This window comes from Agrobacterium sp. T29 (assembly GCF_006970545.1).
In the GTDB taxonomy this organism is placed as follows: Bacteria; Pseudomonadota; Alphaproteobacteria; order Rhizobiales; family Rhizobiaceae; genus Agrobacterium; species Agrobacterium leguminum.
Genome location: NZ_CP040640.1, coordinates 45,656 through 60,712, shown reverse-complemented (window position 1 = coordinate 60,712; position 15,057 = coordinate 45,656). Strand labels below are relative to the sequence as shown.

At 60.3% G+C, this 15,057-nt stretch carries 16 protein-coding genes; 10 read left to right on the top strand and 6 right to left on the bottom strand.

Features of this window, described 5'->3' with window-relative positions; genetic code table 11:
• The first annotated feature begins 11 nt into the window (after positions 1–11).
• Genes rnpA through yihA form a run of 3 tightly spaced genes read left to right on the top strand, consistent with a single transcriptional unit; the run spans position 12 to position 2,847 of the window.
• Positions 12–395: a ribonuclease P protein component gene (rnpA, locus tag FGF54_RS00300; protein ID WP_142778615.1), complete on the top strand. Its 384-nt coding sequence runs from the start codon at positions 12–14 to the stop codon at positions 393–395.
• On the top strand, positions 395–2,197 hold the full coding sequence (gene yidC / locus FGF54_RS00295; RefSeq protein ID WP_003520032.1) for a membrane protein insertase YidC: 1,803 nt from the start codon (positions 395–397) through the stop codon (positions 2,195–2,197). Before rnpA ends, yidC begins: the two co-directional genes overlap by 1 nt.
• Positions 2,194–2,847: a ribosome biogenesis GTP-binding protein YihA/YsxC gene (gene yihA / locus FGF54_RS00290; RefSeq protein WP_035263945.1), complete on the top strand. Its 654-nt coding sequence runs from the start codon at positions 2,194–2,196 to the stop codon at positions 2,845–2,847. The genes yidC and yihA overlap by 4 nt, the downstream gene beginning before the upstream one ends.
• Before the next feature lie 12 nt (positions 2,848–2,859).
• Here the strand turns inward: yihA and FGF54_RS00285 are convergent, their stop codons facing one another.
• Complete coding sequence (locus FGF54_RS00285) at positions 2,860–3,237, bottom strand: hypothetical protein (protein ID WP_020812283.1); 378 nt, start codon at positions 3,235–3,237, stop codon at positions 2,860–2,862.
• A gap of 271 nt (positions 3,238–3,508) precedes the next feature.
• On the opposite strand from FGF54_RS00285, the gene argB reads away from it, so the two are divergent.
• Entirely contained in the window at positions 3,509–4,393 is an 885-nt protein-coding gene (argB, locus tag FGF54_RS00280; RefSeq protein ID WP_003503698.1) for an acetylglutamate kinase, read from the top strand.
• A 49-nt stretch (positions 4,394–4,442) separates the two neighbouring features.
• Here argB and FGF54_RS00275 read toward each other — a convergent pair whose 3' ends face one another.
• Positions 4,443–5,360 carry a DMT family transporter gene (locus FGF54_RS00275; protein WP_031234346.1) on the bottom strand — a complete coding sequence of 306 codons (918 nt, stop codon included), beginning with the start codon at positions 5,358–5,360 and terminating at the stop codon, positions 4,443–4,445.
• Positions 5,361–5,466: 106 nt separating this feature from the next.
• Here FGF54_RS00275 and FGF54_RS00270 point away from each other — a divergent pair, with 106 nt between their 5' ends.
• Complete coding sequence (locus FGF54_RS00270; protein WP_035263943.1) at positions 5,467–6,180, top strand: pyrimidine 5'-nucleotidase; 714 nt, start codon at positions 5,467–5,469, stop codon at positions 6,178–6,180.
• Between the two features lie 100 nt (positions 6,181–6,280).
• Positions 6,281–6,898 (top strand): EF-hand domain-containing protein, encoded by a 618-nt coding sequence (locus FGF54_RS00265; RefSeq protein WP_035263941.1) that lies wholly within the window; start codon positions 6,281–6,283, stop codon positions 6,896–6,898.
• Positions 6,899–6,939: 41 nt separating this feature from the next.
• On the opposite strand, the gene FGF54_RS00260 is transcribed toward FGF54_RS00265, so the two are convergent.
• On the bottom strand, positions 6,940–7,197 hold the full coding sequence (locus FGF54_RS00260) for a DUF1150 family protein (RefSeq protein ID WP_003520040.1): 258 nt from the start codon (positions 7,195–7,197) through the stop codon (positions 6,940–6,942).
• A gap of 56 nt (positions 7,198–7,253) precedes the next feature.
• Positions 7,254–7,679, bottom strand: coding sequence for an Hsp20 family protein (locus FGF54_RS00255; RefSeq protein ID WP_080791469.1), 426 nt, complete (start codon positions 7,677–7,679; stop codon positions 7,254–7,256).
• A 206-nt stretch (positions 7,680–7,885) separates the two neighbouring features.
• On the opposite strand from FGF54_RS00255, the gene FGF54_RS00250 reads away from it, so the two are divergent.
• A complete protein-coding gene (locus FGF54_RS00250) occupies positions 7,886–8,830 on the top strand; it encodes a nucleoside hydrolase (RefSeq protein WP_065654563.1) in 945 nt (314 codons plus the stop codon).
• A 71-nt stretch (positions 8,831–8,901) separates the two neighbouring features.
• Here FGF54_RS00250 and FGF54_RS00245 read toward each other — a convergent pair whose 3' ends face one another.
• A complete protein-coding gene (locus tag FGF54_RS00245) occupies positions 8,902–11,235 on the bottom strand; it encodes a methyl-accepting chemotaxis protein (protein ID WP_142778614.1) in 2,334 nt (777 codons plus the stop codon).
• A 166-nt stretch (positions 11,236–11,401) separates the two neighbouring features.
• The gene (locus FGF54_RS00240; RefSeq protein ID WP_003520044.1) at positions 11,402–12,268 is read right to left on the bottom strand and encodes an LOG family protein; all 867 of its coding nucleotides are present in this window, start codon (positions 12,266–12,268) and stop codon (positions 11,402–11,404) included.
• A 138-nt stretch (positions 12,269–12,406) separates the two neighbouring features.
• Between FGF54_RS00240 and dapD the strand changes: the two genes are divergently transcribed.
• Genes dapD through FGF54_RS00225 form a run of 3 tightly spaced genes read left to right on the top strand, consistent with a single transcriptional unit; the run spans position 12,407 to position 15,053 of the window.
• On the top strand, positions 12,407–13,261 hold the full coding sequence (dapD, locus tag FGF54_RS00235) for a 2,3,4,5-tetrahydropyridine-2,6-dicarboxylate N-succinyltransferase (RefSeq protein WP_003520045.1): 855 nt from the start codon (positions 12,407–12,409) through the stop codon (positions 13,259–13,261).
• Between the two features lie 15 nt (positions 13,262–13,276).
• Positions 13,277–14,473, top strand: coding sequence for a succinyl-diaminopimelate desuccinylase (dapE, locus tag FGF54_RS00230; protein ID WP_142778613.1), 1,197 nt, complete (start codon positions 13,277–13,279; stop codon positions 14,471–14,473).
• The gene (locus tag FGF54_RS00225; protein WP_003520047.1) at positions 14,457–15,053 is read left to right on the top strand and encodes a hypothetical protein; all 597 of its coding nucleotides are present in this window, start codon (positions 14,457–14,459) and stop codon (positions 15,051–15,053) included. The genes dapE and FGF54_RS00225 overlap by 17 nt, the downstream gene beginning before the upstream one ends.
• Positions 15,054–15,057: the final 4 nt, after the last annotated feature.

The following is a 15,057-nucleotide window of genomic DNA, read 5'->3' as shown; positions in this document are numbered from 1 at the left end:
GTCGCGGGCACATGAGTAAGACAGGAAAACTGCCCGGCCGGCTTAAAAACCGGTCGGAGTTCCTTGCCGTTCAGGCGGGGGAAAAACGGCGGGGAGGCACCTTTCTTCTGGAAGTGCTTGACCGGAAAGCCCCGGAAACCGAGCCTCGCGTCGGTTTTACCGTAACGAAAAGACAAGGCAACGCGGTAGAGCGAAATCGCATGCGCCGCCGTCTCAAGGAAGCCGTCAGGCTTTCTGCCGGATTCGCAATGAAGCCCGGTCATGACTATGTGATTGTCGCCCGCAGGGACGTGCTCGATACGGCCTTCCCGAAACTTCAGTCTCTCCTTAACGAGCGAATTGAAGGAACGGCGAAACCGAAACGGTCCCAGGAGACCCGCTCCAGGAAAGAATGATGGAAAAGAACCGTAATTACTTCATCGCGATAGCCCTTTCGGTTGTCATCGTCCTCGCCTGGCAATTCCTTTACATGAATCCGCGTATCGAGCAGCAGCGCCGCGCCGAAGAGGCCCGCCAGGCGCAGCAGCAGACGACGCAACAACAGCAGCCGGCGCCGGGCGCCGCACCAGGTGCTGCCGTTGAAGGCGCACCGCCCGCTTCCTCACCGCAGACTGCCGCCACGGCGACCCGCGAAGAGTCGATTGCGAGAACCCAGCGCGTCGCCATCGAGACCAACGCCATCGCCGGCTCGATCAACCTTACCGGCGCCCGCTTCGATGACATCCGGCTCAAGGACTACCATGAGACCGTCGATGACTCGAGCCCGATCATCACGCTGTTCTCGCCCTCCGACACCAAGGACGGCTACTTCACCGAACTCGGTTACGTTGCGGCACAGGAAGTCGGCGGCGTTCCCGGCCCGACCACCGTTTGGACGCTGGCAAGCGGCGACAAGCTGACGGAAACCACCCCGGTCACCCTCACCTACACCAATTCCAAGGGCGTGATTTTCTCCCGCACGGTTTCGATCGACGAGCATTACATGATCTCGGTCGCCGACAAGGTGGAGAACCCCGGACAGGCGGCGATCTCCTTCGCCACCTATGGCCGCGTGACGCGCAACAACAAGCCCGCAGTTCCTCCGGTCTTCGTCATCCATGAAGGCTTTCTCGGCGTTTCGGGCAAAGACGGCAGCCTGACGGAAGAAAAGTACAAGGACGTCGAAGAAGCACCGGTAACGGTTGCCAAGGCGACCGGCGGCTGGCTCGGCATCACCGACAAATATTGGGCCGCGGCCATCGTCCCCCCCCAGACGACGCCGTTCGAAACCCGTTATTCGCACATTACCGGCAATCAGCCGAGCTATCAGGCCGATTTCAAGAGCGACCCGCTGACGGTCGAGCCCGGCCAGTCGATCGAGCTGAAGAGCCTCGTTTTCGCCGGCGCCAAGGAAGTGCCGCTGGTCGACCGTTACGAGACGACCTACGCCATTCCGAAGTTCGACCTTCTGATCGACTGGGGCTGGTTCTACTTCATCACCAAGCCGATGTTCAAACTGATGGATTTCTTCTTCCGTTATTTTGGCAATTTCGGTGTGGCGATCCTGCTCACCACCATCGTCGTCAAGGCTCTCTTCTTCCCGCTCGCCAGCAAGCAATATGCTTCCATGGCGAACATGAAGCGCGTGCAGCCGAAGATGGAAGAGTTGAAGGCCAAGCATGGCGATGACCGCATGGCCATGCAGCAGGCGATGATGCAGCTCTACAAGGAAGAGAAGATCAATCCTGTTGCCGGCTGCTGGCCGATGCTGTTGCAGATCCCGGTCTTCTTTGCGCTCTACAAGGTCATCTACGTCACCATCGAAATGCGGCATGCGCCGTTCTTCGGCTGGATTCACGACCTTTCCGCGCCGGATCCGACATCGCTGTTCAACCTCTTCGGCCTTCTGCCCTATGATGTTCCGCACTTCCTGATGATCGGTGTCTGGCCGCTGGTCATGGGCATCACCATGTTCCTGCAGATGCGCATGAACCCGACGCCGCCCGATCCGACGCAGGCGATGATCTTCAACTGGATGCCGCTGATCTTCACCTTCATGCTGGCCTCCTTCCCGGCAGGTCTGGTCATCTACTGGGCATGGAACAATACGCTCTCCATCACCCAGCAGGCCGTCATCATGAAGCGCCAGGGTGCCAAGATCGAGCTGTTCGATAACATCAAGGGACTGTTCAAGCGAAAGCCGGTGCAATCGAAATGAGTGAGACCGGCACGGCAACCGAAAAGCCCCTGTTCGGGCGACCCTGGATTTTCATTCGCGGCGTTCCCGCAATGAAATTCCTGCCGCCCGAAGGCCCGCCGGAGATTGCCTTCGCCGGTCGTTCGAATGTCGGCAAGTCCTCGCTCATCAATGCGCTGGTGGGTCACAAGGGGCTTGCCCGCACGTCCAATACGCCCGGACGCACGCAGGAACTGAATTATTTCGTTCCGGATGGCTATTCCGGCGAAGCGGGCGATCTGCCGCCGATGGCGCTGGTCGACATGCCCGGTTACGGTTATGCGCAGGCCCCGAAGGATCAGGTCGATGCCTGGACGAAGCTCGTCTTCGATTATCTGCGCGGCCGTGCGACGCTGAAGCGCGTTTACGTGCTGATCGATTCTCGCCACGGCGTGAAAAAGAACGACGAGGAGGTTCTGACTCTGCTCGACAAGGCGGCCGTTTCCTACCAGATCGTGCTGACGAAGACGGACAAGATCAAGGATGCCGGCGTTCCGCGGCTGATCGGCGAAACGCTGGAGAAAATCCGCAAGCGTCCCGCCGCCTATCCGGAAGTTCTCGCCACATCCTCGGAAAAATCATTCGGGCTGGATAGCCTGCGGGCCGAGATCGTCAGAACGATCTCTCTTTGAGAGGCACGCCTCTCAGGCGATGGTGAAAAGCAGAACGGCGGTCCAGAGCGTCGCCGTCAACGCCAGAAGGCGCCAGAAGCGCACGGAATGCCAGACCTCCGAAAGCATGGCTGCGAACATGCTGCCACCCCGTAGCGGCTGGCCCCTGAATGGCAGGCCGGAGCGGCTTGGATCGCGTTCCAGCAGCGCGGCGACGGTCGCGTTTTCGCGATATTCGGTTTCCGCCAGATTGTCCCGCCAGCGCCTGACCATGGCCGCGAACTGGCGGTCGCGTTTGACGCGCTTGGCAAGTTCCGCCATGCTTTCCGGCGGCAGGGCACCCAGCACATATTCGCCCGCAAGGACTTCATCCCGCAAACCGCTTTGCTTGTCTCGATCGGGTGCCGTCATGTGGTCTCTCGCTCCTCGGTCGTTCAGGTCAGCATCGCTCCCGCGGCGCGCGATATCCCATATCGCCCTGAATTAACCCCTCCCCTTTCCCCTGCAAGGCTGGTCCCATTGGGCCTTTATGTCAATCTCATTACGGGGCCGGGACAGCCAAAAAAAAGAAATTTGACCGCTGCCGACACAATAAGGCCAGGAGGTTATTTCATCCGTCAAAGACTTGCTTTAGAGCGGTGACAGGCTTTCAACGGCCGCAACCACAGACCGAGGTTTTTAGATGACGTCTTCCGAAAGCGAAACTCAGGCGCGGCTGCTCGCACAGGCTCTGCCTTTCATGCAGAAATACGAGAACAAGACCATCGTGGTGAAATATGGCGGTCACGCCATGGGGGATTCCACGCTCGGCAAGGCTTTCGCGGAAGACATCGCCCTTTTGAAGCAATCGGGCATTAACCCCATCGTCGTACATGGCGGCGGCCCGCAGATCGGCGCGATGCTGACCAAGATGGGCATCGAATCGAAATTCGAGGGTGGCCTGCGCGTCACCGACGCCAAGACGGTCGAGATCGTCGAAATGGTTCTGGCCGGTTCGATCAACAAGGAAATCGTCGCCCTCATCAACCAGACGGGCGAATGGGCGATCGGCCTGTGCGGCAAGGACGGCAACATGGTCTTCGCCGAAAAGGCGAAAAAGACCGTCATCGATCCCGACAGCAATATCGAACGTGTGCTCGATCTCGGCTTCGTCGGCGAAGTCACCGAAGTCGACCGCACCCTGCTCGACCTGCTCGCCAAGTCGGAAATGATCCCGGTCATCGCCCCGGTCGCGCCTGGCCGCGATGGTGCCACCTACAATATCAACGCCGATACCTTCGCCGGCGCGATTGCGGGTGCGCTTCACGCCTCGCGTCTGCTGTTTCTCACCGACGTTCCCGGCGTTCTCGACAAGAACAAGGAACTCATCAAGGAACTCACCGTCTCGCAGGCGCGTGCGCTCATCAAGGACGGCACGATTTCCGGCGGTATGATCCCGAAGGTCGAGACCTGCATCGACGCCATCAAGGCCGGTGTTCAGGGCGTGGTGATCCTCAACGGCAAGACGCCGCATTCCGTGCTTCTGGAAATCTTCACGGAAGGCGCCGGCACGCTCATCGTGCCCTGATAGGCTTCAGGTGGCGGACGGCAAGCCTGTCCGCCACAACAACTGGCATTCAGCCGAATGCCAGCAGCGACAGCACGCCCACGACAATCAGCAGGCAGCCGGAGAGTTCGAGCCGGTTGATTTTCTCCTTGAAGAAAAGCACGGTTGAAGCGAAGGCGAAGAGCATCTCCACCTGCGCCAATGCCTTCACCACGGCGGCCTGCTGCAGGGTCATCGCCGTGAACCAGCCGAACGAGGCCGTAGCGCCCACGAAACCGACCGCAAGCGACGGTTTCCACACCCTGGCGATGCGCCGCAACTCTTCCCGCTCGCGCCAGACGATCCACAGGAACATCGAAACCGTCTGCATGACGATGACGACAACGAGGGTAAAGCCCGCCTGCATCATCGCGTCCGGAGCGGGAAGGCTTGGCGCAAGCGCAAGCGACGCCGATCGATAGGCGACCGATGACAGGCCGAAGAAAGCGCCCGAGGCAAGGCCGATACCCGCTGTCCGGCTGAAGATCGAGGTGAAGAAGGAAGCGGGCGTGACTTCCGTGCGCGCCACCGAAATCAGCATGACGCCGGCGACCGAGATGGCGATGGCCGCCAATGTGCCGCCATTGACGCTTTCCCCGATGAAAATAAGCGCGAACAGCGCTGCCTGGGCCGGTTCTGTGCGGGAATAGGCCGTTCCAACCGCGAAGTTGCGGAAGGAGAACAGGTGCACCAGCAGGAAGGTGGCGGCGATCTGCGCCATGGCGCCGACCGTCGCCCATACGGCAAAGGACGTGTTGGGCACCGGCAGAGGGCGGCCGAGCCCGAAATGCAGGAAAGCAAGATAAGCGAGAGCGAAAGGCATGCCGAACACGAAGCGCACGAAGGTCGCGCCCGTGGTGCCCATCATGCCCTTGAGGTGCTTCTGCAGGGTCGAGCGCAGGTTCTGCAAGAACGCGCTTGCGAAAGTGATGCCTATCCAGAGTTCCATGGCCTTGGCGGTATCATGCACCGGAGGCCGCAGCCAAGTCCGATTTTCTGATCAATCGTCGTCTTTTCGATTTTCTTCGGCCTTCGAAACGGGCATAAAGCAGGCCATGGACACAAAGCCGAAAAACCTGCCCGAAGCCGCCGATTTTGACCATGTGAGCGAATGGGTCTTCGATCTCGACAACACGCTCTATCCGCATCACATCAATCTGTTTTCGCAGATCGACCGTAACATGACGGCCTATGTGGCGGAGCTTCTGAAGCTCGATCCCGACGAGGCCCGGGCGCTGCAGAAGCGTTATTATCATGACCACGGCACGACGCTTCAGGGGCTGATGATCCATTACGGCATCAGCCCGGACGAGTTTCTGGAACGCGCCCATGCCATCGATTATTCGGCGCTGAAGCCGCATCCGGAACTCGGCGAGGCAATCAAGGCTTTGCCGGGCCGCAAATTCATTCTTACCAATGGCAGCGTCAAACATGCGCAGGCCGCCGCCGGTGCGCTCGGCATTCTCGATCATTTCGAGGATATTTTCGATATCGTCGCTGCGGGCTATCTGCCGAAACCGGCCAGCGCGACCTATGAGAAGTTCGCGGCGCTTGCGAAACTCGACACGCAAAAAGCCGCCATGTTCGAGGATTTACCCCGCAATCTCGCGGCGCCCAAAGCGCTCGGCATGAAGACCGTTCTGCTCGTCCCCGCCAATCTCGAGGGCATCATCATGGAACGCTGGGAAATCCCCGCCGTCACGGATGCGCATATCGACTACATCACCGACGACCTGACCGGTTTCCTGACGAAAACCATCGCAGGCTGAGCAGCGAACATTACCGAAGCTTCATCCACCTTACGGATGTTTAAGTGGTGAGGCGCATTGGACGTCACTATCTTCTCTTCAGGGACACCAAAGAAAGGTAATGACGATGACCACACGAAAAATCGCCCTGTCTGCTCTTGGCGCAGCCCTTTTGATCGGCACGGCCGCGACGGCAAGCTTTGCCGCCCCGCCCGCTCCGGGCAAAGGCCATGGCGAGCGCATGCCGATCCGCCAGGAAGCGGCCTTCGTTCACCTGCTGAAGGTGGCTGACAGCAACAAGGACGGCAAGATTTCCAAGGAGGAATTCGCCGCCCGTCAGGACGCGCTCTTCACCGAGATCGACAAGGACAAGGACGGCTCGATCACGCCGAAGGAAATGCGTGAGTATCGCCAGGCGAAGATGGAAGCTTTCCGCGCCGCCAATCCGCGCCCCGAGCGTGAGGACGCCAAAGCCGAAGACGGCAAGGGCCCCGAGGGCAAGCGCGCCGAAAGACATGCCGAGCGCGAACATGGCGGCCGTTTCGGCCATCAGGGCTGGGGCAAGCATGGCGGCAAAGGCGCAGGTTTCGCGCTGATCCGCTGGGCCGATACCGACGAGAACGGTCAGGTCAGCAAGGCCGAATTCACCGCTGCCGGCGAAAAGATGTTCGAACGGCTGGACAAGAACAAGGACGGCGTCATCTCCATCGACGACATGCCGGACCGCCCGTTCCTTTAACCCGCTAAAGAAAAAGCCCGCTCAAAAGCGGGCTTTTTTCTTCAATGTAGGCTGACGGTCTGGAGATCGTCTTCGGCAGCCTTGAAAAACGTACTGGACCGGTTGTCCGTCAGGAGGATCGGTGTACCATCTGCACCGAACAGCGCCCAAAGGTCCAATTGCGGATCAAGATCGGGCGCTTCCGGGAAACAGCGGCTGACGTCTTCCGCGCGGATCTTGCGGATATATCCCACTTCTCCTTCGCCGATATGGGCGAGCTGGGATTGGGTGAGACGCGCATGCGCTTCTTTCAACAGCATATTTCAGCCTCCTTCTTCACGCCGAGCGATTCGTGTCGGATTCCGGCGTTCACGTTCTACTCTGAGACGGAAATATTAATTTTCTTCACCACGTTTGAAATTTCCGGCCGGACCAGATCGATGGAAAGAAGGCCGTTGCGCAGGCGCGCTTCCCTGACCTGCATGCCATCGGCAAGCACGAAAACCCGCTGGAACTGGCGCGCCGCGATGCCGCGATAGAGAAAATCGCGTTTCTCCTGTTCCTGCTGGCGTCCGCGAATGACGAGCTGGTTATCGGCCGTCGTTACATCCAGATCGTCCTGCGAAAAACCGGCAACCGCGATGGTGATGCGCAGGCGTTCCGGCACATCGTCACTGCCCGGCAGGCGCTCGATATTATAGGGAGGATAGCCGTCATTGGCCTTCGCCATGCGCTCCAGCGTTTTTTCCATGGCATCAAAACCCAGCAAAAGCGGGTGGGTGAATGGCGTCATGCGGCTCATGTCTCTTTTGTCCTTGCAACCAAGCGACGTTTCGCGGTCCCGCTTCCGGCAACCTCGCCGGTCAATCGCACCGGCCCCTGCAATATGGGAAGCACAACCGCAATACGCAAGACGCGGCGACGAGCAAAGGGGACACCGGGGAATGAGGCTTGACAAGTGAGCACCCGTCGCTCGAAAAAAGCGCTCATCTCAACGGCGGGCAAGACATGGCAGAACGCAGAAAAATCATTATCGACACGGATCCGGGGCAGGACGACGCGGCGGCAATCATGCTCGCCTTCGCAAGCCCGGAGGAAATAGACATTCTCGGATTGTGCGCCGTCGCCGGCAACGTTCCGCTGAAGCTGACCAGCCGCAACATCCGCATCATCAGCGAATTGTGCGGCCGCACCGATATTCCCGTCTATGAGGGCGCCGAGAAGCCGCTGGTGCGCAAGCCCATCACCGCCGAGCACGTTCACGGCAGCACCGGCCTCGACGGCCCGGTTCTCGATGAGCCGACAATGGAAGCGCAAAAGCAGCATGCGGTCGATTTCATCATCGAAACGCTGATGCGGGAACCCGCCGGCACCGTAACGCTCTGCACGCTCGGCGCGCTGACCAATGTGGCGCTGGCGCTCCTGAAGGCGCCTGAGATCGCCGACCGCGTCAAGGAACTGGTGATGATGGGCGGCGGCTTCTTCGAGGGTGGCAACATCACCCCGGCGGCGGAATTCAACATCTATGTCGACCCGCAGGCCGCCGATATCGTCTTCCGCTCCGGTATGCCGATCGTCATGATGCCGCTCGACGTCACCCATCAGTTGCTGACGACCAAGGCTCGGGTCAGCCGCATTCGCGACATTGGCACGCGGCCGGCCATCGCGATGGCCGAAATGCTGGAATTCTTCGAACGTTTCGACATCGAGAAATACGGTTCGGATGGCGGCCCGCTGCATGATCCGACCGTCATCGCCTATCTCGTCAAACCCGAACTGTTTCAGGGTCGCGAGTGCAACGTCGAAATCGAGGTCCATTCGGAACTCACCATGGGCATGACCGTGGTGGACTGGTGGAATGTTACCGAACGGCCCGCCAATGCCCGCGTGATGCGCAATGTGGATGCCGACGGTTTCTTCGAATTGCTAACGGAACGTTTCGCCCGTCTGTGACGGAGTACGAACACGAAAAAGGGCCGCTGGTATCACCAGCGGCCCTTTTTATTTGAAGCCGGAAAGGCTTGTCAGAACTCCGTCCAGTCATCCTGCGCCAAAGCGTTTGCACCGTTGGTTCTCGGGCGGGCGCGAGGCGTGGCCGGGCGGCCCGATGCCTGCGCCGGAGCGGCGGGTGCGCGCATTGCCGCCGCCGTGGCGCGCAGTTGCTGGCTGGAATGGCCGCCGGAAACGGAGAAACCCGCAACGAGCGACTTCAGCGTTTCGGCCTCGCTGTTCAGCGTCACGCTGGCCGCCGTGGTTTCTTCCACCATCGCCGCATTCTGCTGGGTGACCTGATCCATCTGGGTGACGGCGGAGTTGATCTCCTTGAGGCCGACGGCCTGTTCGCTGGCGGAAGCGGAAATCTGCCGTATCAGCTGGTTGATCTGCAGAACCTGATCGGCAATCTTTTTCATCGTCTCACCGGCCTTGCCGACCAGCTGGACGCCCTCGCCCACCTGCGTGGCCGAGGTGTTGATGAGACCCTTGATCTCCTTGGCGGCGGTGGCGGACCGCTGCGCCAGTTCGCGGACTTCCTGTGCGACGACGGCAAAGCCCTTGCCGGCATCACCGGCGCGGGCGGCTTCCACGCCAGCATTCAGCGCCAGAAGGTTGGTCTGGAAGGCGATCTCGTCGATAACCCCGATGATGCGGGAGATTTCGGCCGAGGATTGCGCGATGCCTTCCATGGAGTTTACGGCCTGCTGCACGACCTCACCCGACTTGCCCGCATCGTCGCAGGCATGGCTGACGGCTCCGGCCGCCTCTGCGGCGTTTTCCGCGCTGGAATTGACCTGCGCGGTCAGCTCATTGAGGGCGGCGGCGGTTTCTTCCAGGCTTGCGGCCTGCTGTTCCGTGCGGTGCGAAAGATCGCTGGCGGCGCGGGTGATCTCGCCCGTGCCGTTGCCGATGCTGACGACGGTTGCGTTGACGGTGGAAACGGTTTCCTCAAGGCTCGCAAGCGCCGAGTTGAAGTCCTCGCGCAGCTTCGCATATTCGCCGGGGAACTCGTCCTCGATACGGTAGGTGAGATTGCCTTGCGAAAGCGCATTGAGGCCAGCACCCAGCACGCCGACAATGTGCTGCTGCATGCGGCTGTTTTCAGTACGCTCGGATTCCGAGCGCTGGCGCGCCGTTTCCGCGTGACCACGCTGGGCCTCGGCTTCGGCCTCCATCTCGCGGATGCCGGCAAGCTTCGCGCGGAAACCTTCAAGCGCGGTAGCCACCGCACCCGTCTCATCCCGGCGCTCCTGTCCGGAAACCGGCACATCGTAGCGGCCGTCGCTCAGCGTCCTGACGTCGGAAACCAGCGAGGCAAGCGGATTGCGGACGAAATGGCGCACGGCGAAATAAAGCGCGGTGATGACGGCGGCGAGAATGACGATCGCGCCGATGATCATCATGTAGGTCTGTTCCTGAACCGGTGCGTTCAGGGCCTGATGGGGAATATCCACCAGCACCACCCAGGTCGCGTTGAGGCCCGGAACGGCGAAGGGATAGACGAGACGGTTATAGGGCGCGTCCGTATCGAGGCCGAGATTTTCGATGAGGCCCTGCTTGCCTGACGTGATCGCCGCCTGAACGGTGCTCGCACCGTCTCCGTCATAGGCTTTCATGTTCTGCGCGGGCGTCGGCGGCACGAGCCACTGGCCGCCCTGCGAAACGAGCGTCACGCGGCCGGTCTCGAAAGGGTGCAGCGCCTGTAGCTTCTGCGACAGCGAGGCCAGCGAGATATCCACACCCGCCACGCCGATCATCTTGCCGTCCGACATGACCGGATAGGCAAGCGAGGTCATGGTTGTGGGTACTTCCGTGCCTTCCGCGAGATAGGGCTGAGTGATAGCGCCCTTGCCGGATTTGGAGGCGAGCGCATACCATTCCGCCGCATAATCATTCTTGAAGGTCGAGAACTGGATGTCGCCCTTCTGGGTCTTCGACCAATAGGGCGCAAACGCGCCGTTTTCATTGGTGCCGAGATCGAGCCTGCCCGCAATCTCCTTGCTCTGTCCGTCAAAGAGGCCGAGCTGCTCGCAGAACCAGCTTCCGAAAGCAAAGGCATTCTGCTCGACATTGGCCTTGAGGATGTTGACGATGCCGGGGCGATCCATCGATTTCGCCTGATGCGCACGACCGATGACGCCGGCCATGGAGCGCGCGGCGCTGCCGAGTTCACCGACATCGGCGGCGATGACGTTGGCGATGGCGCGCGCTTCGGTATTGGCCTGATCCATGGTCAGCGCATGCACGCGCTCACTCGTCTGGGAAATGAGGAAGGAATTCGATGCAACGAGAACCGTGGTGATAGCGCAGCCGGTTACGAGGATCAGCTTGGTCGCAAGCGACTTCACTTGGAAATTGAACATTTTGGCCTCGATCAAATCGCCCGCCCGAAAAGGCTGACGTCAACGGATGATAAATCTCCGTCATGGAGGCCCGTCCGCAGGGGACAGTGCGCTGCAGCGCGACGGGGCAAAATTAGAAGAAGATTGCTAATTAAGCCCTAAAATTACTTCGTCGCGCCAAGCATAATCAGTGTTCGTAGTGGGCCGAGATGATTTTCCATGCATCGTCGGCTGTTTCGGCAAAATGCAGAAGATTCATATCTTCAGGCGCGATGGTGCCGAAATCCGCCAGGAATTCGAAATTGATCACCGATCGCCAGAATTTCTCGCCGAACAGGATGAGCGGAATGGGCTCCATGCGCTTCGTCTGGATGAGCGTCAAGGCCTCGAACAATTCGTCCAGCGTGCCGAAACCGCCGGGAAAGATCACCACCGCCTTCGCCCGCATCAGGAAATGCATCTTGCGAATGGCGAAATAGTGGAAGTTGAAGCTCAGTTCCGGCGTCACATAGGGGTTCGGCGCCTGCTCGTGCGGCAGGACGATGTTAAGGCCGATAGACGGGCCGCCGGCATCGGCAGCGCCGCGATTGCCCGCTTCCATGACACCGGGACCGCCGCCAGTGACCACGACATATTCGAGGTGATCGGATTTCGCGGCATAGTCGGTGCAGAGGCGGGCGAATTTACGCGCCTCCTCGTAATAGACCGAGGATTGCTCCAGATTGCGTTTCTGCGTCTCGTTGCGCGCCGCCCAGGCCTCGCCGCCGGGTTCGGGAATGCGGGCGCCGCCGAACATGACGACGGTGGATTTGATACCGCGCTCGGTCAGCGCCATTTCCGTCTTCAGCAGTTCCAATTGAAGCCTGACGGGGCGCAATTCCTCGCGGCAGAGGAAATCCATGTCCACATAGGCGAGGCGATAGGACGGGGAATCCGACTGCGGTGTTTTTTGAACGACCTCGGCCTGCTGCTTGTCCACGGCACTACGCTTCAACGGGTCCCATACCCCGTCCTTGCGCCGCAACTTGCCGTTTTTCAGTCGTGTCATTTCCATGCCTTTCGTCTGACGCGCCAAATCACCCAAATCACATTGACGCCTTTCCAACACTCCCTTAGATCAAATGACCAAAGCCTTCCAGCGGCGCGGGACCATCCGTGACCACGAACACCACGCGACTTTAAGGAATTTTCCATGAGCCTTACGGATCTCACCTCCCTCGAAACCATCATCGAAACCGCCTTCGACAACCGCGATGGTGTGAACGTATCGACGAAGGGCGAGGTTCGCGACGCCGTGGACACATCTCTTCAACTTCTCGATAGCGGCAAGGCACGCGTGGCCGAAAAGCAGGCTGACGGAAGCTGGAAGGTGAACCAGTGGCTGAAAAAGGCCGTGCTTCTCTCCTTCCGCCTGAACGACATGGAAATCGTGACCGGCGGACCGGGCGAATCCACCTGGTGGGACAAGGTGCCGTCGAAATTCGAAAACTGGGGCGAAAACCAGTTCCGCGCCGCCGGTTTCCGTGCCGTGCCTAACGCCGTCGTGCGCCGCTCCGCCTATGTTGCCAAGAACGTGGTGCTGATGCCCTCCTTCGTCAATCTCGGCGCCTATGTCGATGAAGGCACGATGGTCGACACCTGGGCAACCGTCGGCTCCTGCGCGCAGATCGGCAAGAATGTGCACCTCTCCGGCGGCGTCGGCATCGGCGGCGTTCTGGAGCCCTTGCAGGCGGGCCCGACGATCATCGAGGACAATTGCTTCATCGGCGCCCGTTCGGAAGTCGTCGAAGGCTGCATCGTGCGTGAAGGCGCCGTTCTCGGCATGGGCGTTTTCATCGGCAAGTCCACCAAGATCGTCGACCGCGCCACCGGCGAGATCACCTATGGCGAAGTGCCGCCCTATTCCGTCGTCGTTGCCGGCACCATGCCGGGCAAGCCTTTCCCGAACGGCGAGCCGGGCCCGAGCCTCTATTGCGCCGTCATCGTCAAGCGCGTCGATGAAAAGACCCGCTCCAAGACCGGCATCAACGAGCTTCTGCGCGACTGATATAAAGCGACTGCCATGACCACGACCGATCCCGTTGCCAATCTCGCCGCCCTCATCCGTTGCCCTTCGGTGACGCCTGCGGAAGGCGGCGCGCTTTCCCTGCTCGATACCCTGCTTTCGCCGCTTGGTTTCCAGGTGGACAGGATGGTGGCGAGCGAGGCGGGAACGCCTGACGTGGAGAACCTTTACGCCCGGCTCGGCACCGAGGGCCCGCATCTGATGTTTGCGGGCCATACGGATGTCGTTCCGGTGGGCGATGAGGCCGCATGGAGCCATCCGCCCTTTGCGGCCGAAATCGCCGGCGGCGAAATGTTCGGTCGAGGTGCCGTGGACATGAAGGGCGGCATCGCCTGTTTCGTTGCCGCCATTGCCCGCCATATCGAAAAACACGGCAAGCCGCGGGGGTCCGTTTCTTTCCTGATTACAGGCGATGAGGAAGGCCCGTCGATCAACGGCACCTCCAAGCTGCTGGAATGGGCGGCCGCCAAGGGCGAGACATGGGATGCCTGCGTGGTGGGCGAACCGACCAATCCCGACCAACTTGGCGACATGATCAAGATCGGCCGCCGGGGATCGCTCTCCGGCCGCATCACGGTTCATGGCGTGCAGGGACATGCCGCCTATCCGCATCTCGCCGACAATCCCATTCGCGGTCTGCTGCAACTGACCCATGCGCTGATGCATCCGCCCTTCGATCATGGCACCGACAATTTCCAGCCCTCCAATCTGGAAGTAACGACAGTCGATACCGGCAATGCCGCCACCAATGTAATCCCGGCGCGGGCGACGGCCTCCTTCAACATCCGTTTCAACGATACGTGGACTGCAGAGAGCCTGCGCGCGGAAATCATCCGCCGCCTCGATACCGCCGCCGCAGAAGGCGAGCTTCGCCCCGACCGTGCACCGGTGAAATACGATATCGTCTGGGCTGACCGCCCGGCCCATGTCTTTCTTACCCGGAACAATGCCCTCATCTCGTCGCTTTCCGGCGCGGTGGAAGCCGTGACGGGCAAGGAACCCAAGCTTTCGACCACCGGCGGCACCTCGGATGCGCGTTTCATCAAGGATTATTGCCCGGTGGTGGAATTCGGCCTCGTCGGACAGACCATGCATATGGTCGATGAGCGTGTGGCGGTTGCCGATCTCGAGACGCTGACGCGCATTTACGAGACCTTTATCGAACGCTGGTTCGCCCATGCCGACGGCAAGTGAAATAAGGCTCTATCTGACGGGCCTTTGGCTTCTGCTGCTGGGTGACCATAATGGTGCGCGTTATCTGGACCTTTCAGAGCGCGGCATGTGGCGATCCTTCTATTCCGCCCTCTGGTGCCTGCCCGCCATGCTGGTTTCCTGGCTGTGGCTGCGCGCCGCCTTCCTCGCCAGCTATCCGCCCGGCACCGGAACGGGCTTCATCTTCTTCTTCCGTCTGGCAATGGTTGAGGCCATCTGCTGGATCGTGCCGCTGCTGTTGATCGGCATGCTGCTCTTTGCCTTCGGCGCACGGGAAAAATTCGCGCCGCTCGTCACCACCATGAACTGGCTGTCCCTGCCGTTTTCCTACGCCTATGCGGTTCTGATCTTGATCGCATTCTTCCTGCCGCCCTTGCAGGGGCTGATCGCCATTCTCTGGCTGGCGCTGCTTCTGTCGCTGGTCTTCGCCTTCTCGCGGATCGTGCGGTTCTTCATCCGCGACCAGTCGCTGCTCGTCTCGGCCATCGTCATGACGCTGCTGGTGCCCGGCATGCTTCTGTCGGAAGCGCTGCAGCGCTTTCTCGGCGTTTATCCGGCCTGAGAAC